This window comes from Aliiroseovarius marinus, assembly GCF_004360145.1.
Lineage (GTDB): Bacteria > Pseudomonadota > Alphaproteobacteria > Rhodobacterales > Rhodobacteraceae > Aliiroseovarius > Aliiroseovarius marinus.
This window is the reverse complement of record NZ_ML178714.1, coordinates 223370-246335: the sequence shown is the minus strand read 5'-3', so window position 1 is coordinate 246335 and position 22966 is coordinate 223370. Positions and strand designations below refer to the sequence as shown.

27 protein-coding genes are annotated in these 22966 nt (G+C 61.0%); 4 read left to right on the top strand and 23 right to left on the bottom strand.

The window, feature by feature from the left end; translation table 11 throughout:
• Positions 1-52: 52 nt before the first annotated feature.
• Positions 53-391: a TraR/DksA family transcriptional regulator gene (locus EOL43_RS15510; RefSeq protein WP_240686473.1), complete on the top strand. Its 339-nt coding sequence runs from the start codon at positions 53-55 to the stop codon at positions 389-391.
• On the opposite strand, the gene EOL43_RS05970 is transcribed toward EOL43_RS15510, so the two are convergent.
• The 23 genes from EOL43_RS05970 to EOL43_RS05860 all read right to left on the bottom strand — a co-directional run bounded on the left by EOL43_RS05970 (position 372) and on the right by EOL43_RS05860 (position 21261).
• The gene (locus EOL43_RS05970; protein WP_133486538.1) at positions 372-674 is read right to left on the bottom strand and encodes a DUF7742 family protein; all 303 of its coding nucleotides are present in this window, start codon (positions 672-674) and stop codon (positions 372-374) included. The genes EOL43_RS15510 and EOL43_RS05970 overlap by 20 nt on opposite strands.
• A complete protein-coding gene (locus EOL43_RS05965; protein WP_133486536.1) occupies positions 675-4598 on the bottom strand; it encodes a baseplate multidomain protein megatron in 3924 nt (1307 codons plus the stop codon).
• Positions 4598-5044: an NlpC/P60 family protein gene (locus EOL43_RS05960; protein WP_133486534.1), complete on the bottom strand. Its 447-nt coding sequence runs from the start codon at positions 5042-5044 to the stop codon at positions 4598-4600. The genes EOL43_RS05965 and EOL43_RS05960 overlap by 1 nt, the downstream gene beginning before the upstream one ends.
• Before the next feature lies 1 nt (position 5045).
• A complete protein-coding gene (locus EOL43_RS05955; protein ID WP_133486532.1) occupies positions 5046-6005 on the bottom strand; it encodes a DUF2163 domain-containing protein in 960 nt (319 codons plus the stop codon).
• Entirely contained in the window at positions 6005-6637 is a 633-nt protein-coding gene (locus tag EOL43_RS05950; RefSeq protein ID WP_133486530.1) for a DUF2460 domain-containing protein, read from the bottom strand. The genes EOL43_RS05955 and EOL43_RS05950 overlap by 1 nt, the downstream gene beginning before the upstream one ends.
• Before the next feature lie 33 nt (positions 6638-6670).
• Positions 6671-7333 carry a phage tail tape measure protein gene (locus EOL43_RS05945; RefSeq protein WP_133486528.1) on the bottom strand — a complete coding sequence of 221 codons (663 nt, stop codon included), beginning with the start codon at positions 7331-7333 and terminating at the stop codon, positions 6671-6673.
• Complete coding sequence (locus tag EOL43_RS05940; protein ID WP_133486526.1) at positions 7333-7551, bottom strand: rcc01693 family protein; 219 nt, start codon at positions 7549-7551, stop codon at positions 7333-7335. Before EOL43_RS05940 ends, EOL43_RS05945 begins: the two co-directional genes overlap by 1 nt.
• Positions 7544-7876 (bottom strand): gene transfer agent family protein, encoded by a 333-nt coding sequence (locus EOL43_RS05935; protein ID WP_133486524.1) that lies wholly within the window; start codon positions 7874-7876, stop codon positions 7544-7546. The genes EOL43_RS05940 and EOL43_RS05935 overlap by 8 nt, the downstream gene beginning before the upstream one ends.
• A gap of 2 nt (positions 7877-7878) precedes the next feature.
• Positions 7879-8292 (bottom strand): phage major tail protein, TP901-1 family, encoded by a 414-nt coding sequence (locus tag EOL43_RS05930; RefSeq protein ID WP_133486522.1) that lies wholly within the window; start codon positions 8290-8292, stop codon positions 7879-7881.
• 23 nt (positions 8293-8315) lie between these two features.
• A complete protein-coding gene (locus tag EOL43_RS05925) occupies positions 8316-8726 on the bottom strand; it encodes a DUF3168 domain-containing protein (protein ID WP_133486520.1) in 411 nt (136 codons plus the stop codon).
• A complete protein-coding gene (locus EOL43_RS05920; RefSeq protein ID WP_133486518.1) occupies positions 8723-9061 on the bottom strand; it encodes a phage head closure protein in 339 nt (112 codons plus the stop codon). Before EOL43_RS05920 ends, EOL43_RS05925 begins: the two co-directional genes overlap by 4 nt.
• Positions 9058-9663, bottom strand: coding sequence for a head-tail connector protein (locus EOL43_RS05915; protein ID WP_133486516.1), 606 nt, complete (start codon positions 9661-9663; stop codon positions 9058-9060). The genes EOL43_RS05920 and EOL43_RS05915 overlap by 4 nt, the downstream gene beginning before the upstream one ends.
• 164 nt (positions 9664-9827) lie before the next feature.
• Positions 9828-11045 (bottom strand): phage major capsid protein, encoded by a 1218-nt coding sequence (locus EOL43_RS05910; RefSeq protein ID WP_133486515.1) that lies wholly within the window; start codon positions 11043-11045, stop codon positions 9828-9830.
• Between the two features lie 34 nt (positions 11046-11079).
• The gene (locus EOL43_RS05905; RefSeq protein WP_133486513.1) at positions 11080-11652 is read right to left on the bottom strand and encodes an HK97 family phage prohead protease; all 573 of its coding nucleotides are present in this window, start codon (positions 11650-11652) and stop codon (positions 11080-11082) included.
• An 18-nt stretch (positions 11653-11670) separates the two neighbouring features.
• Positions 11671-12858, bottom strand: a complete 1188-nt coding sequence (locus EOL43_RS05900; RefSeq protein WP_133486511.1) for a phage portal protein — start codon at positions 12856-12858, stop codon at positions 11671-11673.
• 195 nt (positions 12859-13053) lie between these two features.
• Complete coding sequence (locus EOL43_RS05895) at positions 13054-14319, bottom strand: DNA-packaging protein (RefSeq protein ID WP_240686476.1); 1266 nt, start codon at positions 14317-14319, stop codon at positions 13054-13056.
• 540 nt (positions 14320-14859) lie between these two features.
• Positions 14860-16020 (bottom strand): endolytic transglycosylase MltG, encoded by a 1161-nt coding sequence (mltG, locus tag EOL43_RS05890; RefSeq protein ID WP_133486507.1) that lies wholly within the window; start codon positions 16018-16020, stop codon positions 14860-14862.
• Positions 16020-17282 carry a beta-ketoacyl-ACP synthase II gene (gene fabF, locus EOL43_RS05885; protein ID WP_133486505.1) on the bottom strand — a complete coding sequence of 421 codons (1263 nt, stop codon included), beginning with the start codon at positions 17280-17282 and terminating at the stop codon, positions 16020-16022. The genes mltG and fabF overlap by 1 nt, the downstream gene beginning before the upstream one ends.
• 181 nt (positions 17283-17463) lie before the next feature.
• Entirely contained in the window at positions 17464-18207 is a 744-nt protein-coding gene (locus EOL43_RS05880; RefSeq protein ID WP_133486503.1) for a 1-(5-phosphoribosyl)-5-[(5-phosphoribosylamino)methylideneamino]imidazole-4-carboxamide isomerase, read from the bottom strand.
• A 171-nt stretch (positions 18208-18378) separates the two neighbouring features.
• Complete coding sequence (locus EOL43_RS05875) at positions 18379-18612, bottom strand: acyl carrier protein (protein ID WP_108856591.1); 234 nt, start codon at positions 18610-18612, stop codon at positions 18379-18381.
• Positions 18613-18833: 221 nt separating this feature from the next.
• Positions 18834-19571 carry a 3-oxoacyl-[acyl-carrier-protein] reductase gene (fabG, locus tag EOL43_RS05870; protein WP_133486501.1) on the bottom strand — a complete coding sequence of 246 codons (738 nt, stop codon included), beginning with the start codon at positions 19569-19571 and terminating at the stop codon, positions 18834-18836.
• A 67-nt stretch (positions 19572-19638) separates the two neighbouring features.
• Positions 19639-20580, bottom strand: a complete 942-nt coding sequence (gene fabD, locus EOL43_RS05865; protein ID WP_133486499.1) for an ACP S-malonyltransferase — start codon at positions 20578-20580, stop codon at positions 19639-19641.
• Positions 20581-20670: 90 nt separating this feature from the next.
• On the bottom strand, positions 20671-21261 hold the full coding sequence (locus EOL43_RS05860) for a hypothetical protein (protein WP_133486497.1): 591 nt from the start codon (positions 21259-21261) through the stop codon (positions 20671-20673).
• A 435-nt stretch (positions 21262-21696) separates the two neighbouring features.
• Here EOL43_RS05860 and rpsF point away from each other — a divergent pair, with 435 nt between their 5' ends.
• Genes rpsF through rplI form a run of 3 tightly spaced genes read left to right on the top strand, consistent with a single transcriptional unit; the run spans position 21697 to position 22930 of the window.
• Positions 21697-22053 (top strand): 30S ribosomal protein S6, encoded by a 357-nt coding sequence (rpsF, locus tag EOL43_RS05855; protein ID WP_133486495.1) that lies wholly within the window; start codon positions 21697-21699, stop codon positions 22051-22053.
• A gap of 15 nt (positions 22054-22068) precedes the next feature.
• The gene (gene rpsR / locus EOL43_RS05850; protein WP_005982441.1) at positions 22069-22296 is read left to right on the top strand and encodes a 30S ribosomal protein S18; all 228 of its coding nucleotides are present in this window, start codon (positions 22069-22071) and stop codon (positions 22294-22296) included.
• A gap of 13 nt (positions 22297-22309) precedes the next feature.
• The gene (rplI, locus tag EOL43_RS05845; protein WP_133486493.1) at positions 22310-22930 is read left to right on the top strand and encodes a 50S ribosomal protein L9; all 621 of its coding nucleotides are present in this window, start codon (positions 22310-22312) and stop codon (positions 22928-22930) included.
• Positions 22931-22966: the final 36 nt, after the last annotated feature.

Below are 22966 nucleotides of genomic sequence, written 5' to 3'. Positions count from 1 at the left end.
CAGATAGGCTTGAATTTCAAAAAAGCAAAGCCGGAAAGCGCCTGAATTTCTCGTGACCCCAGATGACCTTGCCAAATTCAAAGCGCGATTGCGGTCCGAGTTGGACGAGCTTGACCGTGATGATGCGCGTGGGGCTGAGGGACAGAAGGTGGTGACGCTGGATCAACAGGCGGTCGGGCGGTTGTCGCGGATGGATGCGCTGCAAAATCAGGCGATGGCTAAAGCCACACAGACCCGCCGCACCGCCCAGCGCCAACGGATTATGGCAGCCTTGGCCCGGATCGAGGAAGACGAGTTCGGCTATTGCGAGGATTGCGGGGAAGAGATCGCGAAGGGGCGGTTGGATCTGGACCCCACCGCCCCGAAATGCGTTAGCTGCGCCGCCGGATAAGGCGCTTATGGCGCGCTTTCAGCGCTGCATAGACCGTCAGAAGGCAGTCCAGAAACTCCGGATCATCGTGGAAGGGTTCGGCCTGTCGCGGCAGGGACATGGCGACCGATCCCAAACTGCCATTTCCCCAGCGCGGATGCACCCGGCCCAGCGCCCGACGATATCGATCCGCGGCATCAGCACGCTGTAGCATCGCCAGCATCGCACCGGGGCGCCTACGCGGCCCAAGCGCCAGAAGCGCACAGGCCGCCGCCATCGCATCACCGGGCAGCACCGGCCGCATTTAGAGCGTCACCTGGAGCTGCGCATATGGCCCAGGTCCGAACCGCTCGGATATCTGCGCCACGTCGAGCATATAGGTGCCAAGCACCATATCGGCACTGCGAAGCGCGGCGTCATAGGTCCAACTGGAGCTGGTGACGTCCAGCTCACGCAGCACGGTGGCTCCGTCTCGGATCCGTAGACGATAGCGCTCATCAACTTCGCCCAGCGGCACCTCGGCCTCGCCCCAGGGGTCGCCGTCAATCCGCGTACGCCGGATCCAGCTGAACTGGTGATCCCCGCCGTCATCGCGTGCGGTCAGATGCACGGGCGCATAGGGGCGCAGACCGATGCCGTCGAACGCATGCTCTTCATGCACATAGCTTTCATCCGTATAAGCCTTGCGCGCCGGGCCAACACGATAGTGGCGGTTCAGCCCACGGGCAGAAGAGCGCAGCGGGATCTGTTCCTGCGTACCGTCCAGCACGACCACATAGCTGCCGACCGGCCACAACGATGGCATGGTTGCATCCGTCCCAAGCTGTCCACGCAGACGCAGGCTCAGGTCATAGGTCTGCTCGCCGACAAGATCTGCCGTCGCGAACTGCAGGATCTCCCAGTTGTCCGGGCTACCATCCCCGATCGCCAGAACATTGGCGCCATTCAGAAGGTCCTCGACCGAGACTGAGAACAAGTTGGACGGCGAGGAGAGCTTCACACGCACCGCGGGCCCACGGTCCAGCGTACCCGCAGGTGCGGCAAATAGATCGGTTTCTGTCACACCAATGATCGAGCGTGCGGTCACCCGGTCAATCCGGCGATAACCATTGTCACTGGCCGAGCGATAGACCGCAATATTTCCCGGCCAAGGGTCTGCTGTGACCGCGACATGCGGCGCATGTGGCACTTCATCGCCGGTCAGCAAAGGCAGATCCATGAAGATCGGGAAAACCGGAGCCGGCGCGACATAGGGTGTCACGGCGGGCGCGGGCTCGACACTGTCGGACGGCAGGAACAGGCCCGGCTCGACGCGCACGGCGCGGATGTTCTGCACACCTGCGTGCTCGACATGGTCCACACGGAAATGCTCGGTCCCGGCGTCGGTGTCCAGTTTCAGCACATCCCCTGCCCCTTTGGACAGTTCCGACGGCGGCAGGGCAAAGCTGGCGCTATCCCGCGCAACGCGGGCCTCAGAGAGCCAGCGCTCGGTGATGGCGCGCGCTTCGGCGCGGGTCAGGATCAGCGGAATTTCCGACGTCGACACCGTATAGCTGGTTTCATCCGGGAAGATCGCCTCGACCGCGCGGATGTCATAATCCCCACCGCTTTCGATATAGTTCAAGCGAACCCGCCCAGCGATCTCGGCCTCGGGCGCGCGAATACGTTCAAGGGTCGAGTCGCGTTCAGGTGACAGCGCCATCTTCTCGGGGTCCAAGATGTGGTCGGGCCGCCCTGTACGCGAGGCAAAGATCAGAACCCCTTCGCGTTCCGATACTTCAAACCCATAGGCCAGCATGAGCGGCTGAAGTGCTGCCCGCGCCCCACTGATCTGATCCACCACATAGCCACGCACCAAGCCATAGAGCTTGGACACATCATAGCGCGTCACGCCCGAGCGCTCGCAGATCTCACTGACCACCGAGGCCAACGACCGCGACGACGCACGCCCATTCAACCAGTGACCGCGCTCATAGTTTGCACCGTCGCTCCACAATCCCTTCCGGTTGGGGAATTGCGGGAAGGGACGCGTATCCCAAGCCCAGACATGGGCGCGGCTCATATCCAGCATCTGCACGCCGGTCGCACTATGGGTGGGGTTATTCACCACCTCTCCCCAATGGTCATACATCGCCCGTAGATATTGCGCCTGCATCAGGTCATCGCGCCGCCCGCTTGAATAACGCGGCAGCGAGCTTTCCGAGCTTTTGGGGTCAAGGAACTTGTTCGGCTGATTGGTGCCCTTGTCGATCGCTGCGCATCCGATTTCCGTAAACCAGAAGGGTTTCGATCCAGGCAACCAATCCGTCGGGGTCACATCGCGCACGCCACCGATGCGGTTATGGTGCGAGTTCTCCCACCAGCCGCGCAGGTCTTTATAGCGATAGACCCAGTCCTCGCCATGGGCACCATCGGTGATCGGAGTACGGATCTGCAACTCCCGCGCTTCGGGAGTCTTATAGTACCAATCAAACCCCTCGCCGCCTTCGATATTGGCTTTGAGGTAGTCGAGGTTATAGATCGCCTCATAGGACGCATCCGCATGCTCGAACCCATCGCGCCAATCGGACAGTGGCATATAGTTGTCGATCCCGATAAAATCGATCTCGTCATGGCTCCACAAGGGATCGAGGTGGAAGAATACATCCCCTGTCCCGTCCTGTGGCTGGTAACCGAAATACTCCGACCAATCGGCGGCGTAAGAGATCTTAGTTTCAGCCCCCAGAATACCGCGCACATCGTCGGCCAGCTGCATCAGCTGTGTGACTACCGGGAAGCTATTCCCCGGCCCCCGGATCTGGGTCAGGCTGCGCAGCTCGGACCCAATCAGGAAGGCATCCACGCCCCCCGCAGCGGCGCAAAGATGCGCATAGTGCAGGATGAAACGGCGATACGAAAACTCGTTCGGGCCGGTATAGTCCACGCCTGCGTCGGTGACGGTGAAATCGCCGGGCTGTGCATTTCCGAAAAAGGCATCGACCTGCGACACTGCACCAGAGGTGCCATCCGGCGACCCGGCGTGATGTGGCGCCAGCGTGGTGGTGATCCGCCCGCGCCATGGCAAGGCAGGCTGTCCGATCTGGGCAGACCAGGGATCGAACAGTGTATTGCCCTCCATCTGCTCCATCAGGATGAAGGGATAGAATGTAGTTTTGCGGTCATGGCGCGAGGCAAACTCAATCGCTTCCTTAACGGCCTGATCCGAGGGCGTGCCGCCATAGACCGGTCGGTCGTCGTCATCCCGCGGTATCAGCCCAGCCTGCGCACGCGACACGCCGCTGACGGTCCACGGCATGGATTTACCATCCATCTCGTGTTGCTCGACCCGAGGCTGGATCTGGCACGATCCGCAGCGCAGGTCATCCCCGAACCACGACACGACCAGGGCCGTGTTCTTGCAGTTGGGCATTTCCTCGCGCATTTGCCGATACGAGGTCACGAAATCCGTTTTGCCGGACGGGTTATTCAGGTTCGACCCGCCGCTGACACCCGGCCCACCATTGTAATGGACCTTCGACGTGGCCATCGCGTATTCCCCCGTACCCGGGATCAGCGCTACGGCCTGTGTGCCGCGCGCGACCTCTTTGTCCTGATCGGGCTGCTCAGGGCGGAAGACTTCAAAACTGAACTGCGGCACGCGGTTGCCGTACTGGGTGACATCCAAATCCTCGATCACCACATAGGCAATCCCGCGATAGGCCGGTGCTTTCCCGGCCCCTTTGACGGCTTCGATCTTGGGGTCAGGCAATTGGTCTTCGGTGCCCTTGTAAACACGGATGTTCAGGTCGCTTTTCTCGACCTTGTTACCATCGGCCCAGATCCGGCCCACCCGGGTGATTTCGCCCTCGCACAGGGCGACAGCCAGACTGATCGAGTAGCTATAGGTCGTGACCTCGGGTTCCGGCGGTTTAACCAATCCCTTGCCGCTGCCCCCAGTGGTGGTGGCGTTTTCCTTGAAGCGGGTCGACCAGATCACCTGCCCGCCCAAACGCGCCCGGCCATAGATCATCGGGATCGCAGTGCCTTCAGACGCTCCGCTCATGCGCAGCCGATCCACGCGCCCCGTCTCGATCGGGTCAGAGCCTGCACCCAGAATGCGATTGTCGATGGTTTGGCCGATCGTGGCCCCGATCGCCTTGCCGATCACCACCGAAGAAAGCCCCAGAACGCCGCCACCAATCGAGGCACCAGCCGCAGCACCCACGGCAGAAAGAAGTATCGTCGCCATCAGCTTGTCCTTTCAGGAAATTCAAAACACGCCACAATGCGGCGTGCCCAAGGGGTCGAAAGCGGGCTTTCGACGACTCCATGCCCGCTATAGGCATGGATAAATGAGGGGGCCGGCCCAGTGCGGCTGACAAAGCCAAGATGCTTGGCCACCGCGTCCGAGCGCATGCGGAACAGCAGGATGTCACCCGGTTGTCGGTCTTCAGGGAATTTAGGCACCAGATGAGATTGGGCGGCCTGCCACAGGGTCTCTTGCCCATCGGTCTCGGACCAGTCTGCGGTATAGGGTGGCACCTCCACGGGTTCCTGCCCCAGCACAGCCCGCCAGACACCGCGCACCAACCCAAGACAGTCACACCCCGCCCGCTTTTGCGAGGCTTGATGCACATAGGGCGTCCCCAGCCACTCCTGCAATTCTTGCAGTATCACTGCCTGTGTCTGCGCCATATCAACCCCCGGACAGCGGCAAGAATGGATTACCGCCTTCTTCGCTTGGGAAAAGGGCCTCAAGGTCCAACGTCTCGCGCCCATCACCGCCGTCATTCCGGCCAGAGGGGATCGGATAGGACATCAGCCAGTCCTCACCAGGGATGTCGGGAAACCCACGAAAGTTTAGGAAATTGTTGAACTTTTCGCGACAGGTCCGGGGCAGCTTGTCACAGCCAGCTTCCAACCGCACCCGATCACCCGGCTGCATCTCGGCACGCAGGGCTTCCCACAGCTCTATGGTCCGCGCACCGTCGTCCCCTTTCGTGTCGTTTTTGATGATCCCGCTTAGGCCTTCTGCGTCACCGCTGATAACCGTGAAACGTCCACGCACAAACCAATCCGCGGGATAGAGCGCCATGTCCGCGAACCGGAACACGGTCTCTTCGTCATTGCTGACCAGATCCAGCTCGACCGAGTACCCGGTTTGGCCCAGATCGAACCGGCATTTCCCATCGCCCAGCACGGCCGAACACGGCGACTGATACGCCCGCCCCTGCGGCTGGTTCATGGCCTCGCTCAGCCCGTTCAGTTCGGCGCGGAAACCACCCGCCTCGCGGGCCAACTCTCCGACCGTTCCACGAAACCGCAAGAAGCGTTGCGAGACATCGCGCCAATTGACCAACCAAGCTTCAACCTCGGCCCCGTCATAGCGGCCAGCACGGATGTCTTTTTCGCTGATCGCCTCGGTGGACAGGACGCCCAAAGCCTCGGTGTTGTCCACCGAAAGGCCCGTGGTTTGGCTCAGCGCATGCGCGGTCATCCCAGTATCGGCCTTGTAGGTGACCCCATCCATTTGCACGTCAAGATCGTGATCGGTGAAACCATACACCACACCATCGCGTCGCGTGACCTTCCACAGCCGTGCAATTGTTGTGACCGCTTCGTCCAGATGGGTCTGAAATTCTGTTGAGATCGCCATCAGACACGCACCTCGACAACGGGCACATTGGGGGCTTTACCGGCCTGAAATGACGCGACCGAGGTATGCACGCGGTCAGTGTCAAAGCGTACTGGTACGTCGAATTCGAACCCTGCCGTGACCTCGGCCCCCTCTTCCGGCGCCGTGACGAATGTGACAACACCCGTGGTCAGATCCACGCTGTACTGCGTACCCTCGATCTGAGGGTCGCCCTTCAGCCCCAGCTTGACGGTGCCCTCGACGGGCTTATGGATCGGACGCTCGTAGGTATCCGTTCCCGACCGATAGGTCTTGATCAGCTGAAACTCGGTTCTTACACCGTCGCCCCAACCCAAGATCTGATCGGTGAAAGCGATATCCGTTGAGGGCAGCCCGCTTTTATAGTCCGACCAGTCCTTCCAGCGAAACGCATGCAACTGCCCACGCCGCGCTTCAAAGAAAGCAATCAGCGTCTCGACATCATCAAGCGAGCGCATGCCGATCCCCGCGTCATAACGGCGGCGCGAGTGCTCCCACGGGGTGTTGCGTTCTTCAAACCCGTTGGCCAGCGTCACGACTTCAGTGCGCCGTTCAGGCCCACCAACCGAGCCGAAGCTCAGATTGGCCGGGAAGCGAATTTCGTGAAAGGACATGGCGAACGCTCCTCAGGTCGTAAAATCAGGGGATCAGCGGTGACGTTGCCCACGCGCAAGCGCGCGTTGGACATTCGCCGCGATCTGGCTTTGCGACCGGCGGAAGCTTTCAACATCCGGGGTCGAGATATTCATGGTGATGCTGACCGGAGCCCCGCCACCCGCCGCGCGTACACCCAGGCGTCCGTCGGCACCGCGGCTCAGCGGCATGATCGCTTCCGGACCAGCCTCGCCCATCAGGCCCGTCCCACCGCGCATCGGAAAGGTCGTCGCCTGCGAGACGACGCCCCCCTTGGCAAACGGCATCACACGTCCTTGTGTGAACGCACCACCATCCGCGAAGGGCAGAAAGGCGTTCGTGAGCGCTCCAACCCCTTGGCCAAGGATGTTGCCAAAGTGGTTGGTGACGGGATTGATCGCGGCGTTGAAGGCCGCATCGGTCATGGATTTCGCAACCATTTTCAACGCATCCGACAGCTTCATGCCGTCGAAGACCAACCCTTCGAACGCACGCCGCAACCCGGACGAGATGCCCGAGGACAGCTTGCTCACATCTGTGCTCAGATCCGAGATCGTCGAATGCATCCCCTTCAGTTCAAAAATGAACCCGGTCGTCATCTGCTGCGCACCGCCAAGTGCGGCCTCCAGCGCGTCGATCTGATCTTCAAAGCTGTCGATACTGTCCAAACCAGCCATCACATGCCCTTTCCAGTGGGGGCACGCGGTTCATCAGGGAACGCGCGTGCAAGCTCTTCCAGCCGCGACCGCAGGCAGGTGGCAGGTTGCCCCTCAAGCCCGGCCATCACAGCCAATTCAATGGGGGTCAGCGCCCAGAACTGATCCGGGCGCAGCCCCAGTTTTCCAAGGCCAAGGCGCATCAGACCCGGCCAGTCGAACCCGGCAGGCTCAGCCATCGGCGGCCTCGTTCGGGGTCAATGCAAAGGCGCGGGTCAACAGTTGACCGGCCGCCTTTGCCGCCTCGACCGGGCCGCCTTGGATTTCTGCAGCCAACAGGTCCGTTGCCGTGCCTTGCCAGCCCCCACCGCGCAGCCCGGCCACGATCAGCGCCAGCACATCCCGGCTGGAGAATTGCCCGTGTTCAAACCGCTCGACCAAGGACACGATCGAGGCTTCGCCCAGCTGCTCTTCCAGCTCGGCCAACGCCCCCAATGTCAGTTTCAGCACATGGGATGTGCCATCGATCACCAGCGCCACTTCGCCCGTCCACCGGTTGGTCATGATCACAGCGCCTTAAAGGTCAGTTCACCGGCCGAAGCCATCGACAGCTCATAGGTCGCCTCGCCATTATGCGAGCCCGCATACTCGATCGAAGTGATCATGAACGGGCCTTCAACCACGCCGAAATCGGGCACGATCACCTGAAAGTTCGGCACTTCGTTGTCGAAAAAGATCTGACGCGCCCGTTCATCCGTCGACGCATCCTTAAATACGCCCGAGCCCGAGATCGACGCCGATTTCACACCCGCGCCACCCAAAAGTTCACGCCAGCCGCCGGTGCTTTCCAGGCTGGTCACATCGACGCTTTCCGCGTTGAAGCTCAGGCGCGTAGCCCGAAGGCCCGCAATGGTCTCGAACACGCCGGTGTCGGTCATGTCGAGCTTGATCAGAAGGTCTTTGCCGTTTTGCGCAGCCATAGGATCACTCCGTTTTGAAAGGTTTAGTTGTCTTCGACACGTGCGCGGAAGATCAGGTCGATGCGGCGTACATCCGCGTCTTCAACCCGCCGCGCCCGCGCACGATGAAAGTTCAGATACACAAGCCGGCCACGCGCCAGGATCAGGCTGGCATCCACCAGCGTGTCACTGACCGCCGCGGCGACCTCTTTGGCGGCCTGAAAGCCTGCCGCATCCGTGACCACGCTGATCGTGACCTCGTGCAGCGCGCCTTGCCCGGTCATATCCGAGCGTTCGCGCACGTCTTCAGGCCCAAGGCTGACATAGGTACCGGTGATGATGCCCGCAGGCACCGCGTCATAGATCGCTCCGGGCACCAATGTGGACAGCGTGCTGTCCGCCGCGAGGCGCTGGTAGATGGCCTGTTGCAAAGCCGCAGAAACGCCATAGCTCATGCCGAGACCTCCTCTTGTGCAAAGCAGGTCAGGTAGTGCGCGCCCGCGTCGGCCTCAGTCACCGCAAGGATGCGGAAGATCCGCGAGCCATCGCGAAAGCGTTGATCAGGCTTCGGGCGCGACGGTGCGCCCTCAGGGGCCGCGCGCACCGTGATGCGAAAGGCAATCGACGACACGGTGGCCATGCCCGCGGCACGTTCACGCCCCGAGCCGGGCTTGACCTCGGCCCAGAGGGTGCCAAGCGCCTGCCAGCTTTGGGTGAAGCCCCCCGCGCCATCCGGCGCACGCACGGGCTCTTCCAGCGACAGCTTGCGGTTCAGGACAGGGCGCTTCATACCGCCCCTCCACCGCCAAACAGGCGCACAGTGCGATAGCGCTGCAAGAGCGCGGCAATCGCCGCAGGCAGTTCACCCTGCCCGGTCATGGCACCGTCCGCACGGTTCTCGTAATAACTCGCGGCCAGCAGCATCACGGCATGCGCCAGATCAGCAGGCAGATCGCCCCAGGCGGCACCAAAACCAGCCTCAAAGCCAATCACGGCCTGACCACCCACGGGAATGGCGGGCAAGCACAGCCCGGTTGACACAAGGCGGGGGCGGTGCATGTCCGGCTCCAACCCATAGCGGGTGGGGTCGATCACCTCGGTCCCGCCAAGACGGTCATGGATCTCAAGGCTCAGAACCTGCCTGACGGGTGCCACCGGCAGGGCTTGCGACGCCAGATCGCGCCAAGCGGTCAGGGTCCAGGTAAATTCGCGCGACAGAAGGATCTTGCCGGTGCGGGCCTCGATCGCGGCCATAGCGGCCCGAAGGTAGGTTTCCAGCACCTGATCCTGCACCCCATCATCGGCAAACCCGGTCCCCAGCCGCAGGTGGTCCTTGAATTGGGCGACCGGAAGGGCCGTGCCCGTCACTGTGGTCTGCTCGACTAACATCATGGATCATCTCCGAAATTCGGGCCCCTCACGTCATGTGGGAAAGGGTGGGCGCGCACCGTCCGTATTGCTCGGACGGAGGGGGAGCAGCTAGACAACACGGGAGTGGTCGGCGCGCGCCCTGCCCCGTGATGGCCCAAAGGTCACCACGGGATCAGGTCCGGTCCTTACGAGACCGAGAACTTCAGCAGTTTGATCGCAGCAAAGTCGCTTACGTCACCGCCCACACGCTTGGTGGCATAGAACAGGACGTGCGGCTTGGCCGAGAACGGGTCACGCAGGATGCGCGTGTCGGGACGTTCCGCGATGGTATAGCCGTTGGCGAAGTCACCGAAGGCGATCGACATGCTGTCTGCACCGATGTCGGGCATGTCTTCGACGATCAGAACCGGATAGCCGATCAGACGGGCGGGTTCGCCAGCCACGGTCGCATCCGACCACAGGAAACGGCCATCCGCGTCTTTCAGCTTGCGCACTGCGCCCACAGTTTTCGAGTTCATCACGAAGACCGCATTGGCGCGATAGTCCGCACCCAGCGCGTAAATCAGGTCGAAAATCGAGTCTGCCGGGTTGGTCGCGTTGAAGTCACCTGCCTCGCCAGTGGCAACATAACCTAGGTTGCCCCACGTCCAGCTGCCATTGTCCACAGCGGTGTGGTTCAGAATGCCCACGGGCTTTTCGACGCCGTCACCGTTGATGAACGCTCCGCTTTCCGCACGCGAGAATTTGTCGGCGATGCGGCCAGCCAGCCAACCTTCGATGTCAAAGGCGCTGTCGTCCAGCAGGCGCTGCGAGACCTTCGGCAGGGCCGACAGCTCGTGCAGCGGGATCGAGATGCGGTCGATCTGCGGGGTACCGGTTTCAGCGGCCGAACCAGTTTCCGACGCCCAGCCGGTGACCAGATCACCCTGATCGATCAGCACGTCATAGGCAGTGCCTTCCACGTTCACCACATTGGCAACCGAACGCAGCGAAGCGGCGTTGTTCAGCACGCCCTTGATGGTGTCCGCGGTCACCGGATCGACCAGATAGCCGCCGTCAGCCGCCACGGCCGAGGACATGGCTTTGCCTTCCAGATCGATGCCACGCAGCGCGTCATCGTCGCCCGAACGGACATAGGCCTCGAAGGCTTTCTGATGCGGGGCTTCCAGATCGGCAGCCGCGGCAAGATGCGGGCGTCCCGCGATGGTGTTAGATTTGCGATCCAGCATGGTCAGTCGCTCTTCCTGTTTTTGAAGTTTGGTGGAAATGTCTTCGTGAAACTGATTGATATCGCTCACGAAACCAGCCAGCGCGGTCTTCACCTCGGCAGCCGGAGTGGGGCCCGAAACCTGGCCAGCAGGCGCAGCCGACTGGCCCAGAGCCTTCGTCTCTTTGTTGCTCATCTTTGGGTCCTTTTCAGGGGGTCAGATCGCTGGCTCAGGCGTTGCGGGCCAGCATCAGGCGCGCGTCCTCAAGGGTCGCGGCCAGTTCACGCAAAGTGGTGTCATCGGCATCAGGCGCATCGCCCTTAGCCCCCACCCGCGCTGTCGGAAGCATCGGGAAGGTCACAAGCGACACCTCCCACAGCTCCAATTCCGTCAGGCGACGTCCGCCCGTTTGGGTCTTCGTCGATTTCTTGGTGCGATAGCCGATGGACAGCCCGTCGATGGCGCCCGCCTCGATCAGCGCCGCCGCCTCGCGGCCTTTCTCGACATCGCTCAGGATACGGCCTTTCACGTAAAGCCCCTTGGCATCCTCGCGCACCTCGTCCCAGATCCCGATAGGCTGAGCCGGGTCGTGCTGCCACAGCATCTTCACGCCGCGCCCCTTGGCCTTCAGCTCGTCCAGCGATTTGGCATAGGCCCCTTGGGCCACGACATCGCCACCATTGTCGACCTGATCGAAGAAGCTGGCATAGCCATCAATCTGAATGCCGTCTGCGGTCTGGACCGTCTCGCCCAGCTTGACGAACTTGTGCTCAAGCCCGAAATCGGTGTGGTAATCACTCATGGAATGCACCCTTTCTAGTTAGTCTTGAGCCAGCGGCGGCAGGCCCAGCAGGCTGCGCTTCTCGGAATCCGTCAGGAAGTCGGCCTCGGCCACGCGTTTCCACTGCTGGTCACGTTCAGCCGCCAACGCGGGCACCTGATCCAGATCCGGCTTCAGCTTCACCGCCTCGCCAGTGAACCCCGCCAACCAATGGCCGACACTGGCTGCGACTCGGGACACCAGAGGCACCACAGTCAGGCGATAGAAGGCGCGGCTGGCTTCTTGATAATTTGCGTAGGTTGCGTCTCCCGGAATGCCGATCAGCATCGGCGGCACCCCGAAGGCCTGCGCGATCTCGCGCGCGGCGGCTTCCTTGGTTTTCTGGAATTCCATGTCCGAGGGGCTGAACCCCATCGGCTTCCAATCCAGCCCACCTTCCAGCAGCATCGGCCGCCCCGCATTGCGCGCGCCCACGTGATGGCTTTCCATCTCGGACAGCAAGCGATCATATTGATCCGCACTCAGTTGCGCCTGCCCCTCGCCGCCTTTGTAAACAATGGCCCCCGAGGGTCGCGCCGCATTGTCCAGAAGCGCCTTGGACCAGCGACTGGCCGCGTTGTGCACGTCGATCGCCGTGGCCGCTGCCTTAAGCGGAGACAACCCGTAATGGTCGTCCTGCGGGTGGAAGGCTTTCACATGGCAGATCGGCGAGGCGCCTTCGGACACATGGAAACGGTGTTTGCGCGATCCGACCGTATAGTCATACGCCACCGGCCAACCATCCGCGCCGGGCACCAGCGCCATTCGGTCCGAGCGCAGCACATGCAGCTCGCGCGGTTGGCCCTCGTCGTCCAGAACCGCCTCCAGATACCCATTGCCGGTCAGCAACATCTGGCCAAAAAACGCTTCGAACAGCTCGGCCCGACCCTGTGCCGCGTTGGGGCGTGCCAGCAGCTCCAGCAGCGGGTGAATGTCATAGCGCTGCTGGTCGTCCTGCAGCACCAAAGGCAACGCACTGGCCGCTTCCGCGATCAGCTTGACCGAGCGAAAGCCGACCGGGTTCGCCGAAAAGCCAGACCGGGTCAGGCTGACCGTGTCGCGCGGGCTCCAGGCCACACGGCCAGCATTGCCATAGGCGATCACCGGCCCGGTGGCCGATGCTTTGGCCTCATGTGGCATCTCGGCCTTTGCGTCATCCGCGCCTCGCTTCAGAAAATCAAATACCATGCGCCTTGGCTCCTTGGTTTCGGTTTCCGGCCCCCCGGCGTTCCCCGGGCAAACCTGTCCTGTCCGGGCAAAACGCGCTCGCGCCACCCAGCGGATATTTTGTCATTTCGTGATCAGGCGGGGCTGGTGACCCATCGGGCTTTTCGCCCCGCCTTTCGATGTTTGGCACTTTGCCAGTGAGGGTTAAAAAACCCTTTAACCAAGCGTGCGCACCTGCGGTCTGCGGTAGGACGCAACGGGGTCGATGATCAGCTCATGCAGAGCCCAAACCAACGCGTCCACGCGGTCGGGGCTGCCTTTGCCCTCAAAGCCCTGGCTGGTCATCCGGCACATCTGATCCTCCAGCGCGGCCATGTTGCCCGCATGGCTGACCCGCCCCTGTTCATAGAGTGCTGCCACAGGTTCCGCCCGCGTGACCTTGCCGCGCGTCGCGCGCACAGCCTTGTAGGGCACAGTCGCGTCGATCTGACGGATCACGCTTTCCACAAGGTCACCCCCTTGGTTGACCTCGGCTACCAGCCGGTCCGCCTGATGCCGATCCATCGCGTTCAACGCGGCCTCGGCCCATTCCGAGGGGCTGGCCGCCGTCACACTGGCATCTTCCAGCACCACGGCCTTCCAGTTACCCGGGGGCCCCTTCGCAAAGACGCCCGCCACCACGATCCCGCATTCATCGGACCCTTTATGGCCCGTGACCGGCGGGTCCACCGCCACCACGACCCGATCCAGCACGGGCGTGTCCGACCCCAAGCGATGCTGGTCCAGCATCGCCATGGTCCACAGCGCGCCTTCGGTGTCTTCCAGAAGCACACCGTCCAGCTCTTGCCGCCCCAGCCGCGTATCCGCGTAACGCGTCCGCACTTCGTCCAGAAAGCTCTTCGCCAGATAGGCGCGGTTGGCTTCCGTCGGCGCATGGGTCGTCACCGTCGAGGGGTTCTTCAGGATCTGCTTCAGCACCCCCACATTGCGCGGCGTGGTAGTAACGCATTGCCGGGGATGCGTCCCAAGGCGCAACCCGAACTGCAACATGTCCCACGTGTCCTCGGCCTTTTTCCACTTGGCCAGCTCATCCACCCAAGCGGCATCGAACTGTGGCCCCCGCAGGCTTTCCGGCTCATGGGCCGAGAACACCTGTGCAATCGCACCATTGGGCCAGACCAGCCTGCGCCGCCCAGCCTCCCACACCGGGCGCCGGTCCGGGGGCGAGCACGCCAGAATGCCGCTTTCGCCAAACACCATCACCTCGCGCACCTGATCAATCGTCTCGCCCACCAGCGCCACGCGACGCGAGCGGCCAGGGTCCAGCGGTCCCGCCCCCTCGACCTCGGACCGCACCCATTCCGACCCGGCGCGGGTTTTCCCCGCGCCACGCCCGCCCATGATCACCCATGTCCGCCAATCCCCCTCGGGCGGCAACTGATGATCCAGCGCCCAGAATTCGAACAGATAGGGCAGCGCCATCAGCGCCCCGTCACTCAGATCGTTCAGAAAGCTCTCGCGCTCGTCTTGCGTCGCGCAGGCAAGCCAGTCTGCGCCCGATTTCGTCTCGGGCCTGAGCAAGGTCCAGCTCTGCCGCTCGTCCGCCGCCAAATCCGGCTTTACCACTTTGTTCAAGGCGTTTCCTTTCTTCAAATACCGTTTGCATCGCGCGGCGCACATCGGTCACGGCCTTCGCCAATTCCGGCGTGGTTTCGCACCCACCTGTTTCCGCCGTAGACAACTGGCGATCCAACTCTTTCAAAACACGTAGAAAAAACGCATCCGCGATCTTCATGTAATCTTCCGAAGCGGCGTCTTTCCCCAAAGGCGTAATCATTGTCATTCTTTTTTGTTGCCTCTCATGCTCTTGTCCGCACAAGCGACATGAAAAAACGGCCTCGGGCGGATGCCCAAGGCCGTTAGTTTCACGTCTTCTAGCGTATGTCAGAGACTACACGGGACCGTACGTTCGGTCAAAAAGCAACGCGCGGCTCCCGCGCGCTGCAGTAAGATTTTGGCAACCTACTGGTTTGCGCGCTCGGCTTCGATCTTGCGCCACTCCGCCACGTTGGCGTTGTGCTGCGCCAAGGTTTCCGCAAAGGCGTGCCCGCCCGTGCCATCTGCCACGAAGAACAGATAGGGCGTGCTATCCGGGTTCAACGCGGCCTCGATCGCAGCGCGGCCCGGATTGGCAATCGGGGTCGGCGGCAGCGCATCGATGACATATGTGTTATAAGGCGTCTCACGACGCAGCTCGCTTTGACGCAGACCACGCCCCAGACTGCCCTGCCCTTTGGTGATGCCATAGATGACCGTCGGGTCCGTTTGCAGACGCATCCCTTTGTTAAGGCGGTTGACGAATACGCTGGCAACCTGACGACGTTCCTCGGCCAGACCAGTTTCCTTTTCGACGATGGAGGCCATCACAAGCGCCTCTTCCGCATTCGCATAGGGCAGATCTGCCGCGCGGTTGTTCCACGCCTCGGCCAGAATTTCGACCTGCGCATCCTGCATCGAGGCGATCAGCGCCGCACGATCTGCACCCGCTTTCACCTCATAGCTATCGGGGGCCAAACTGCCCTCAGCGGGGGTGCTGGCAACCTCGCCCGATAGGAAATCGGCACGGTTCAGGCTGTCCACAACCTGCCAGCTGGTCACACCTTCAGCCACAGCGATCCGGAACCGCGTGTCACTCTCATCGCGTTTCTCAACATATGCGGCAGGGGCATCCCCCTCCAGCTCGGCCGGTTTGAACTCGGCGGTGATCTGGTACTCTTGCGTGGCCGGATCCAGTTCACGCACCTGCATGACAGCCGACAGAACACCGACGCGGTACAGAATTTCCGTCCCACAGGTCGAGGCCCCGCCACGCGTAACGATGTCCACGATCTCTTCCATTGAGGCGCCTTCGTTCACAAGGAACGAGCCCGCCTTCAGCGCAGACGCCTTGTCAGTATATTCCACACCAATCCGGAAGATAGACGCGTTCGTAATCGCCCCCTGCGCTTCCAGATTGTCCGCCACGCGCGAGAACGAGCTGCCGCGCTCGACCCGCAGGCAGATGGTTTCTGCCAGCGGACCTTCAGACGTGTACTGTTTCTGGCCCCACGCCACCACGCCGACCGCAACGATCAGCACAACAATGAACAGGCTCAGCGCATTCGAGGCGATGTTGCGCCACATCAGTCAGCAACCTTCCCCATCACAAGGCTGGCATTGGTGCCGCCAAAGCCAAAGCTGTTGGACAGCGCGACGTTGATTTCGCGTTTCTCTGCCTTGTTGGCAGCCAGCGACAGGCGCGGCTCGATGGCCGGGTTGTCCAGGTTGATGGTCGGCGGAGCGATCTGGTCACGGATGGCCAGAACGCAGAAGATCGCTTCCACAGCGCCCGCAGCGCCCAGCAGGTGGCCGATGGACGACTTGGTCGAGGACATGGTGGCCTTATCGGCTGCATCGCCCAGCAGACGCTCAACTGCGCCCAGTTCGACGGTGTCGGCCATGGTCGAGGTGCCGTGCGCGTTGATATAGTCAATCGCGGCAGGCTCCAGACCGGCTTTGCCAAGGGCGGCCTGCATGGCGCGGAAGCCACCGTCGCCATCTTCCGCAGGTGCGGTGATGTGATAGGCGTCACCCGACAGGCCATAGCCCAGCACTTCAGCATAGATCTTCGCGCCGCGTGCTTTGGCGTGTTCGTATTCTTCCAGAACTACAATGCCAGCGCCCTCGCCCATCACGAAGCCATCACGGTCTTCGTCATAGGGGCGGCTTGCGGCCTGCGGATCGTCGCCACGCTTGGTCGACAGGGCTTTACAGGCGTTGAAGCCCGCGATGCCCAGCTCACAGATTGCGGCCTCGGCGCCACCGGCAACCATGACATCAGCATCACCCGACTGGATCAGGCGGCTCGCGTCGCCAATGGCATGCGCACCGGTCGAACAGGCAGTCACGACCGAGTGGTTCGGGCCCTTGAAGCCAAACTTAATCGACACCTGACCCGAGATCAGGTTGATCAGCGAGCCGGGAATAAAGAACGGCGACACACGGCGCGGGCCGCGCTCATTCAGCAGGATCGAGGTATCGGCAATGGTCGACAGACCACCAATGCCCGAGCCGATGATCACGCCGGTACGCAGAAGGCTTTCCTCATCTTCGGGCAACCAGTCAGCATCTTTCACAGCCATCTCGGCCGCGGCCAGACCATAGAGGATGAAATCATCAACTTTGCGGCGCTCTTTCGGCTCCATCCAGTCATCCGGGTTGAAGGTGCCATCGGTACCATCGCCCAGCGGAACCTCGCAGGCATATTTGGTTGTCACGCGCGAGGCGTCAAATTTCGTAATCGGGCCTGCGCCGGACTGTCCGTCCAGAATACGCTCCCATGTTTCCTCAACGCCGCTTGCCAGCGGAGAAATCATGCCCAATCCTGTTACAACCACTCGACGCATTCTGGTGCCCTTTCTCAGGTTTTCAAATGTCTTGGCGGTGATAGCGCGGCTAGGCATGGTGGGGCAAGCCGAATCCGTGCAGTGGTGGACGCCCGCCGATCTGCCCCATCGCTTTGCAGGGGTAAAAAATGGCCGAAAGCAGAACATTCCGCTTCCGGCCCGCAATGCCAAACGCTTGCGCTTAGATAAACTCGGCTTTTGCCTCAGGCGCGGGACGCGCGACATCCAAAGCTTCCGCCAGATCGACATTTTTCGAGAACAGAGCCCGTCCGATCAGCGTCCCTGCGATGTTCGGGACATATTTCAGCCGCGCCACATCATCTAACTCGTGAACAGTACCCGCCGCGATCACCTGATGCTTGGTTTCGCCCGCAAGCGCGCTCAGAAGGCCCAGTTGCGCGTCCGGCTGCTCGATGTCGCTATCAATGTCCGTAATCAGCACGCTGGCCAGTGGCACGTCCGAATAGGACGCTATGAAGTCCTCGGGGGACATAGCAACGGGATTGCGCCACCCGTCGGTCATCAGGTTGCCCTGCCAGACGTCAGCGGCCAGTACGATCTGATCTGGATAGCGGTTCGCAAGCTCTTTCACCATCACCGGATCACGCGCAGCAACGGTTCCCAGAACGACACGCCCGGCGCCTTTTTCGATCCAGCCTTCCGCCATATCACGGGTGCGGATCCCGCCAGCCACCTGCACCGAACATCCGGACGCGTTGATGATCTTCTCGATCAACTCTGCATTGTCGCCCTCGCCAGCAACCGCATCGAAATCGGTGACTTGGATCCATTCGGCCCCAGCCTCGGCAAAACCCTGCGCTGTTTCCACGGGGTCCACATGCCAGATCGAGGGCTCTTCAAGACGACCGCGATGCAACGTCACACAACGTCCGTTCTGTAATTCGAGTGTTGGATAGATAATCATGGAGCGCCTCCTTCGCCAAACCAGTGATGGTTTAGTGAAGTTTAGCACATCCCATAGCGAGCGCTTAAATTCGGCTTAATTGGGGCTGAAACCGGCAAAAGAGGCTCTCAAACACAAAAAAACGGCCCATCCGAAGATAGGCCGTCTTTGAAACTCGTGTGTCCTGAAAGATCAGGCAGCTTCGGTGATGAATTTCACAGCGTCGCCGAAGGTCTGAATGGTTTCAGCAGCGTCGTCCGGGATTTCAATGCCGAACTCTTCTTCGAAAGCCATAACCAGCTCTACGGTGTCCAGGCTGTCTGCGCCCAAGTCGTCGATGAACGAAGCGGTCTCGGTGACCTTGTCTTCTTCAACACCCAGGTGCTCAACTACGATTTTTTTCACGCGATCTGCGACGTCGCTCATGATAAATCCTCACGTTAGTTCAGGGCTTGGCCCTTTTCGTTTGACCCATGTGGGCCGCTAAGTTTCCCGCGCGTTACGCCGAGACCCCCAGCCCATGCGGACTGCCCAGTGTGGGCTAATGGGGAAAACCTGCGCCGCCTATAACACATCGGTGAAGATAGGCAAACGCTTTCGCGGTGCAAGGGCGCAGACAAAAAAATCGCTGACCGCGCCCATCACCTTTAGAGCATAGCCATACCGCCATTGACGTGGATGGTTGCCCCGGTCGTATAGCCTGCCTCGTTCGAGGCCAGATACAGAACGGCTGCTGCAATTTCTTCCGGCGAACCCATGCGGCCAGCCGGAATTTGCGCCAGCGTGCCCGACTTCTGGTCGTCGGTCAGCTTGTCGGTCATCGCGGTACCGATGAAGCCCGGTGCGATGCAGTTGGCCGTGATGCCACGGCTGGCAACTTCGTAGGCGATGGACTTGGTCAGCCCGACCATACCGGCCTTCGACGCGGCATAGTTTACCTGACCGGGGTTGCCAGTTGCCCCAACGATCGAGCCGATGTTGATGATGCGGCCCCAGCGGGCTTTCATCATCGGGCGCATCACGCCACGGCACAGACGCATGGTCGAAGTCAGGTTGACGTTGATCACGTCGTCCCAATCCTGATCCGACAGACGCATGAACAGTTGGTCACGGGTGATGCCTGCGTTGTTCACCAGAATGTCGACACCGCCCATGGCTTCAACGGCCTGCTTCGGCAGAGCGTCTACGGCTTCGCCATCCGACAGGTTACACGGCAGAACATGGGCGCGTTCACCCAGTTCAGCGGCCAGCGCCTCAAGCGGTTCAACACGGGTGCCGGACAGCGCCACGGTGGCGCCAGCGGCGTGCAGTGCTTTGGCAATCGCGCCGCCAATACCCCCGGACGCACCGGTTACCAAGGCATTTTTTCCAGTCAGATCAAACATCTGCTTATCCTTCTTCACGTTTCCGGCCTGCCCGTATTCAGGGTGCAAGACCGGCTGAATTTTCTGATTATCCGTTCAGCGCTTCCGCAGCGGCTTTCACGTCCTCGGGCGATCCGATGGCACGGGTGGCAACCGATCTGTCGATCCGTTTGACCATGCCGGACAGGGCTTTGCCTGCCCCGATCTCCCAGATTTCAGTCACGCCATGCTCGGCCATATACGCCACGCTTTCGCGCCAGCGGACCGAGCCTGTCACCTGTTCAACCAGCAGCGAGCGGATCATTGCCGGGTCGGCGACCTCAGCCGCACGGACGTTCGCCACCAGCGGCACCGCAGGCGCGTTCATTTCGACGTGGACCAGCGCCTCGGCCATCACCTCGGCCGCGGGTTGCATCAAAGCACAATGGAAAGGTGCACTTACGGGCAGCAGAACCGCGCGGCGGGCACCCTTGCCCTTGGCGATCTCAACTGCGCGCTCAACGGCTTCTTTGTGGCCGGACACAACCACCTGAGCGGGGTCGTTGTCGTTTGCCGCCTGACAGATCTGCTCATGCGCCGCTTCCGAAGCCACCTCAGCCGCCGTGTCGAAGTCCAACCCCAGAAGGGCCGCCATCGCGCCAACGCCCACCGGCACGGCTTCCTGCATGGCCTTGCCACGGGTACGCAGCAGACGCGCCGTGTCGGCAACCGTCAAAGCGCCCGCGGCGGCCAGTGCCGAGTATTCGCCCAGCGAGTGACCGGCAACGTAGGACGCCGCGTCGATCGAGACACCTTCAGCCTCAAGCGCGCGCATGGTGGCCAGCGAGGTTGCCATCAAAGCGGGCTGTGCATTCTGGGTCAGGGTCAGTTCTTCCTGTTCACCTTCCCAGATCAACGCGGATAGCTTTTCGCCGAGCGCCTCGTCGACCTCGTCAAAAACGGCTTTCGCTGTGGGATAGGCGTCTGCAAGGGCCTTGCCCATGCCAATGCTTTGGGCCCCTTGCCCGGGAAATACGAATGCGCGGCTCATAGCCCCTCCTCTTTATGCCAATGGCTTCAGGGAATGGGATACCTTGCGACGCATCGCTGTGCAAACTGTTTGGGAATGAACCGCCTTGGATTAGGCGGCTCGGAAGGCGCGACCACCGGCACCATATGCAGCCCCGGCGCTCCGATGGCTTTCATAGCTAGGGATCGTCAACCCACCGCGATCATCTTTCAGATCCCGCAAAAGGCGCTCTTGAATGGGACGCAGCAACTGTTCGGGTCCAGACAGAACCTCGACAGCCGTCATGTTCTGATCCCCGTCATCCAGGCGCAGATACAAGGTAGCCTGACGCGTATTGCTCAATCCTCCTGCGCTTTTGCTGCAGGACAAAAGCAGCCCGGTCACATCCCCAAATGGGACCACAGTCTCGGTCTCGAACGTGTTGCCCGAGGTGATCCGACCACGACGCACTTCGCGGTTCTGAAGGTCAACATGAGTCGACGCTACGCCAGTGCTTTGACCCAGCAGATACAGCAGCCCACCCAGACCAACAAACAAGCAGGTCAAACCGATCTTCATCGTCAGAAGCACGGCGTCATCCAACGCTGGAGCGCTTTGCATCACCCACAGACCGGTCGAAGAAATCGCCAGCGCCACCCCCAGAAAACGACAGAATGCCCGCAACACCAGCCCACCGCTGACCGACTTCATCTGGTTCGTCAAAGCGTATCCCCAATTCGTGGGTGTAAGCAGAACCGGCTGAGAAGAATGGGACACTTCCGTGCCAGACTGAGGCAGTGGTGAAACCATGGTCATGGGAAAAGACTTTCCTGTTTTCATATTCGAATCTGACGTGCAGCAGAGTGTCAGAGCTAATTTCCCGCCCAAGTAAGGGCGCTTCCTAAACGTTCGACCCGAAGTGTGACGGAAGTTGGGCGTCCAATTGGTTAATGCGGGGCCATAATTTGCGCCAATCGTCACCAAAGCACCTTATTTAGACCTCGGACCCTGCCGCAAAGCCTTGCACCACATGGTCAGACGTGTATAAGGCACCGTCCTTTCCGTAAGTGAATGAACCGCGTTGCCTCTCGTGGATGGGTCGCGGAAAGGTTTTGACCCATTCTTTGAAGCGCGCTTGAAAATAGAACTGGAGTTCACATGCCCCTTTACGAGCATGTCTTCATCTCGCGTCAGGATCTGTCCAACGCGCAGGCTGAGAACCTCATCGAACATTTCGGCACCGTACTGGGTGACAACGGCGGCAAAGTCGTTGACAGCGAGTACTGGGGTGTCAAGACGATGGCCTACAAGATCAACAAGAACCGCAAAGGCCACTATGCCTTCCTGAAGACCGACGCTCCGTCGACGGCCGTTCAGGAAATGGAACGCCTGATGCGCCTGCATGACGACGTTATGCGCGTTCTGACCATCAAGGTCGACGATCACGCCGAAGGCCCGTCTGTTCAAATGCAAAAACGTGACGAACGCGGCGACCGCCGTGGCCGTGACCGTTAATCGGAGGTCTAACTCATGGCAGCTAAACCGTTTTTCCGTCGCCGCAAGGTATGCCCCTTCTCGGGCGACAACGCACCGAAGATCGATTACAAAGACACCCGTCTTCTGCAGCGCTACATCTCTGAGCGCGGCAAAATCGTTCCTTCGCGTATCACCGCCGTTTCGGCAAAGAAGCAGCGTGAACTGGCCCGTGCTATCAAGCGCGCCCGTTTCCTTGCTCTGCTTCCCTACGCCGTTAAGTAAGGGGACCTGATCAATGCAAGTTATCCTTCTGGAACGTGTGGCCAAGCTTGGCCAAATGGGCGACGTAGTTGACGTAAAGCCCGGTTACGCACGCAACTTCCTGCTGCCCCAGGGCAAAGCCCTGTCGGCTTCGGACGCAAACATCGCGTCGTTTGAAGCTCAGAAAGCGCAACTGGAAGCCCGCAACCTGGAAACCAAGAAAGAAGCAGAAGCTCTGGCTGAAAAGCTGGGCGGCGAGCAGTTCATCGTGATTCGCTCGGCTTCGGACGCTGGCGCTCTGTACGGCTCGGTCACCCCGCGTGACGCCGCCGACGTTGCAACCGCTGGTGGTTTCTCGGTCGACAAGAAGCAGGTTATCCTGACCGCTCCGATCAAAGAACTGGGTCTGCACACCGTCACCGTACGTCTGCACCCTGAAGTCGAAACCGAGATTGCCCTGAACGTGGCACGCTCGGAAGAAGAAGCCGAACTGCAGGCTTCGGGCAAATCGATCCAGGAACTGGCCGCTGAAGCAGAAGCTGAAGCCGAGTTCGAGATCGCCGAGCTGTTCGACGACATCGGTTCTGCCGCATCGGACGACGACGACCTGGTTCCGGCCGGCGACGACGCCGCAGAGGCATCGGAAGAAGAGTAATCTTCTCTCGACACAAGATAAGAAAGGCCGCTCGAT

What these genes read in the sequence shown, in the direction of transcription:
- EOL43_RS05930 (WP_133486522.1), bottom strand. Translation starts at nt 8,292, where the DNA reads ATGGCTGCGCAAAACGGCAAAGACCTTCTGATCAAGCTCGACATGACC.
- EOL43_RS05970 (WP_133486538.1), bottom strand. Translation starts at nt 674, where the DNA reads ATGCGGCCGGTGCTGCCCGGTGATGCGATGGCGGCGGCCTGTGCGCTT.
- EOL43_RS05875 (WP_108856591.1), bottom strand. Translation starts at nt 18,612, where the DNA reads ATGAGCGACGTCGCAGATCGCGTGAAAAAAATCGTAGTTGAGCACCTG.
- EOL43_RS05960 (WP_133486534.1), bottom strand. Translation starts at nt 5,044, where the DNA reads ATGGCGCAGACACAGGCAGTGATACTGCAAGAATTGCAGGAGTGGCTG.
- fabD (WP_133486499.1), bottom strand. Translation starts at nt 20,580, where the DNA reads ATGAGCCGCGCATTCGTATTTCCCGGGCAAGGGGCCCAAAGCATTGGC.
- EOL43_RS05925 (WP_133486520.1), bottom strand. Translation starts at nt 8,726, where the DNA reads ATGAGCTATGGCGTTTCTGCGGCTTTGCAACAGGCCATCTACCAGCGC.
- EOL43_RS05915 (WP_133486516.1), bottom strand. Translation starts at nt 9,663, where the DNA reads ATGATGTTAGTCGAGCAGACCACAGTGACGGGCACGGCCCTTCCGGTC.
- EOL43_RS05895 (WP_240686476.1), bottom strand. Translation starts at nt 14,319, where the DNA reads ATGGCGCTGCCCTATCTGTTCGAATTCTGGGCGCTGGATCATCAGTTG.
- EOL43_RS05910 (WP_133486515.1), bottom strand. Translation starts at nt 11,045, where the DNA reads ATGAGCAACAAAGAGACGAAGGCTCTGGGCCAGTCGGCTGCGCCTGCT.
- fabF (WP_133486505.1), bottom strand. Translation starts at nt 17,282, where the DNA reads ATGCGTCGAGTGGTTGTAACAGGATTGGGCATGATTTCTCCGCTGGCA.
- rplI (WP_133486493.1), top strand. Translation starts at nt 22,310, where the DNA reads ATGCAAGTTATCCTTCTGGAACGTGTGGCCAAGCTTGGCCAAATGGGC.
- EOL43_RS05940 (WP_133486526.1), bottom strand. Translation starts at nt 7,551, where the DNA reads ATGGCTGAGCCTGCCGGGTTCGACTGGCCGGGTCTGATGCGCCTTGGC.
- EOL43_RS05955 (WP_133486532.1), bottom strand. Translation starts at nt 6,005, where the DNA reads ATGGCGATCTCAACAGAATTTCAGACCCATCTGGACGAAGCGGTCACA.
- EOL43_RS05880 (WP_133486503.1), bottom strand. Translation starts at nt 18,207, where the DNA reads ATGATTATCTATCCAACACTCGAATTACAGAACGGACGTTGTGTGACG.
- EOL43_RS05950 (WP_133486530.1), bottom strand. Translation starts at nt 6,637, where the DNA reads ATGTCCTTTCACGAAATTCGCTTCCCGGCCAATCTGAGCTTCGGCTCG.
- rpsF (WP_133486495.1), top strand. Translation starts at nt 21,697, where the DNA reads ATGCCCCTTTACGAGCATGTCTTCATCTCGCGTCAGGATCTGTCCAAC.
- mltG (WP_133486507.1), bottom strand. Translation starts at nt 16,020, where the DNA reads ATGTGGCGCAACATCGCCTCGAATGCGCTGAGCCTGTTCATTGTTGTG.
- EOL43_RS05965 (WP_133486536.1), bottom strand. Translation starts at nt 4,598, where the DNA reads ATGGCGACGATACTTCTTTCTGCCGTGGGTGCTGCGGCTGGTGCCTCG.
- EOL43_RS05945 (WP_133486528.1), bottom strand. Translation starts at nt 7,333, where the DNA reads ATGGCTGGTTTGGACAGTATCGACAGCTTTGAAGATCAGATCGACGCG.
- EOL43_RS05935 (WP_133486524.1), bottom strand. Translation starts at nt 7,876, where the DNA reads ATGACCAACCGGTGGACGGGCGAAGTGGCGCTGGTGATCGATGGCACA.
- fabG (WP_133486501.1), bottom strand. Translation starts at nt 19,571, where the DNA reads ATGTTTGATCTGACTGGAAAAAATGCCTTGGTAACCGGTGCGTCCGGG.
- rpsR (WP_005982441.1), top strand. Translation starts at nt 22,069, where the DNA reads ATGGCAGCTAAACCGTTTTTCCGTCGCCGCAAGGTATGCCCCTTCTCG.
- EOL43_RS05920 (WP_133486518.1), bottom strand. Translation starts at nt 9,061, where the DNA reads ATGAAGCGCCCTGTCCTGAACCGCAAGCTGTCGCTGGAAGAGCCCGTG.
- EOL43_RS05900 (WP_133486511.1), bottom strand. Translation starts at nt 12,858, where the DNA reads ATGGTATTTGATTTTCTGAAGCGAGGCGCGGATGACGCAAAGGCCGAG.
- EOL43_RS05905 (WP_133486513.1), bottom strand. Translation starts at nt 11,652, where the DNA reads ATGAGTGATTACCACACCGATTTCGGGCTTGAGCACAAGTTCGTCAAG.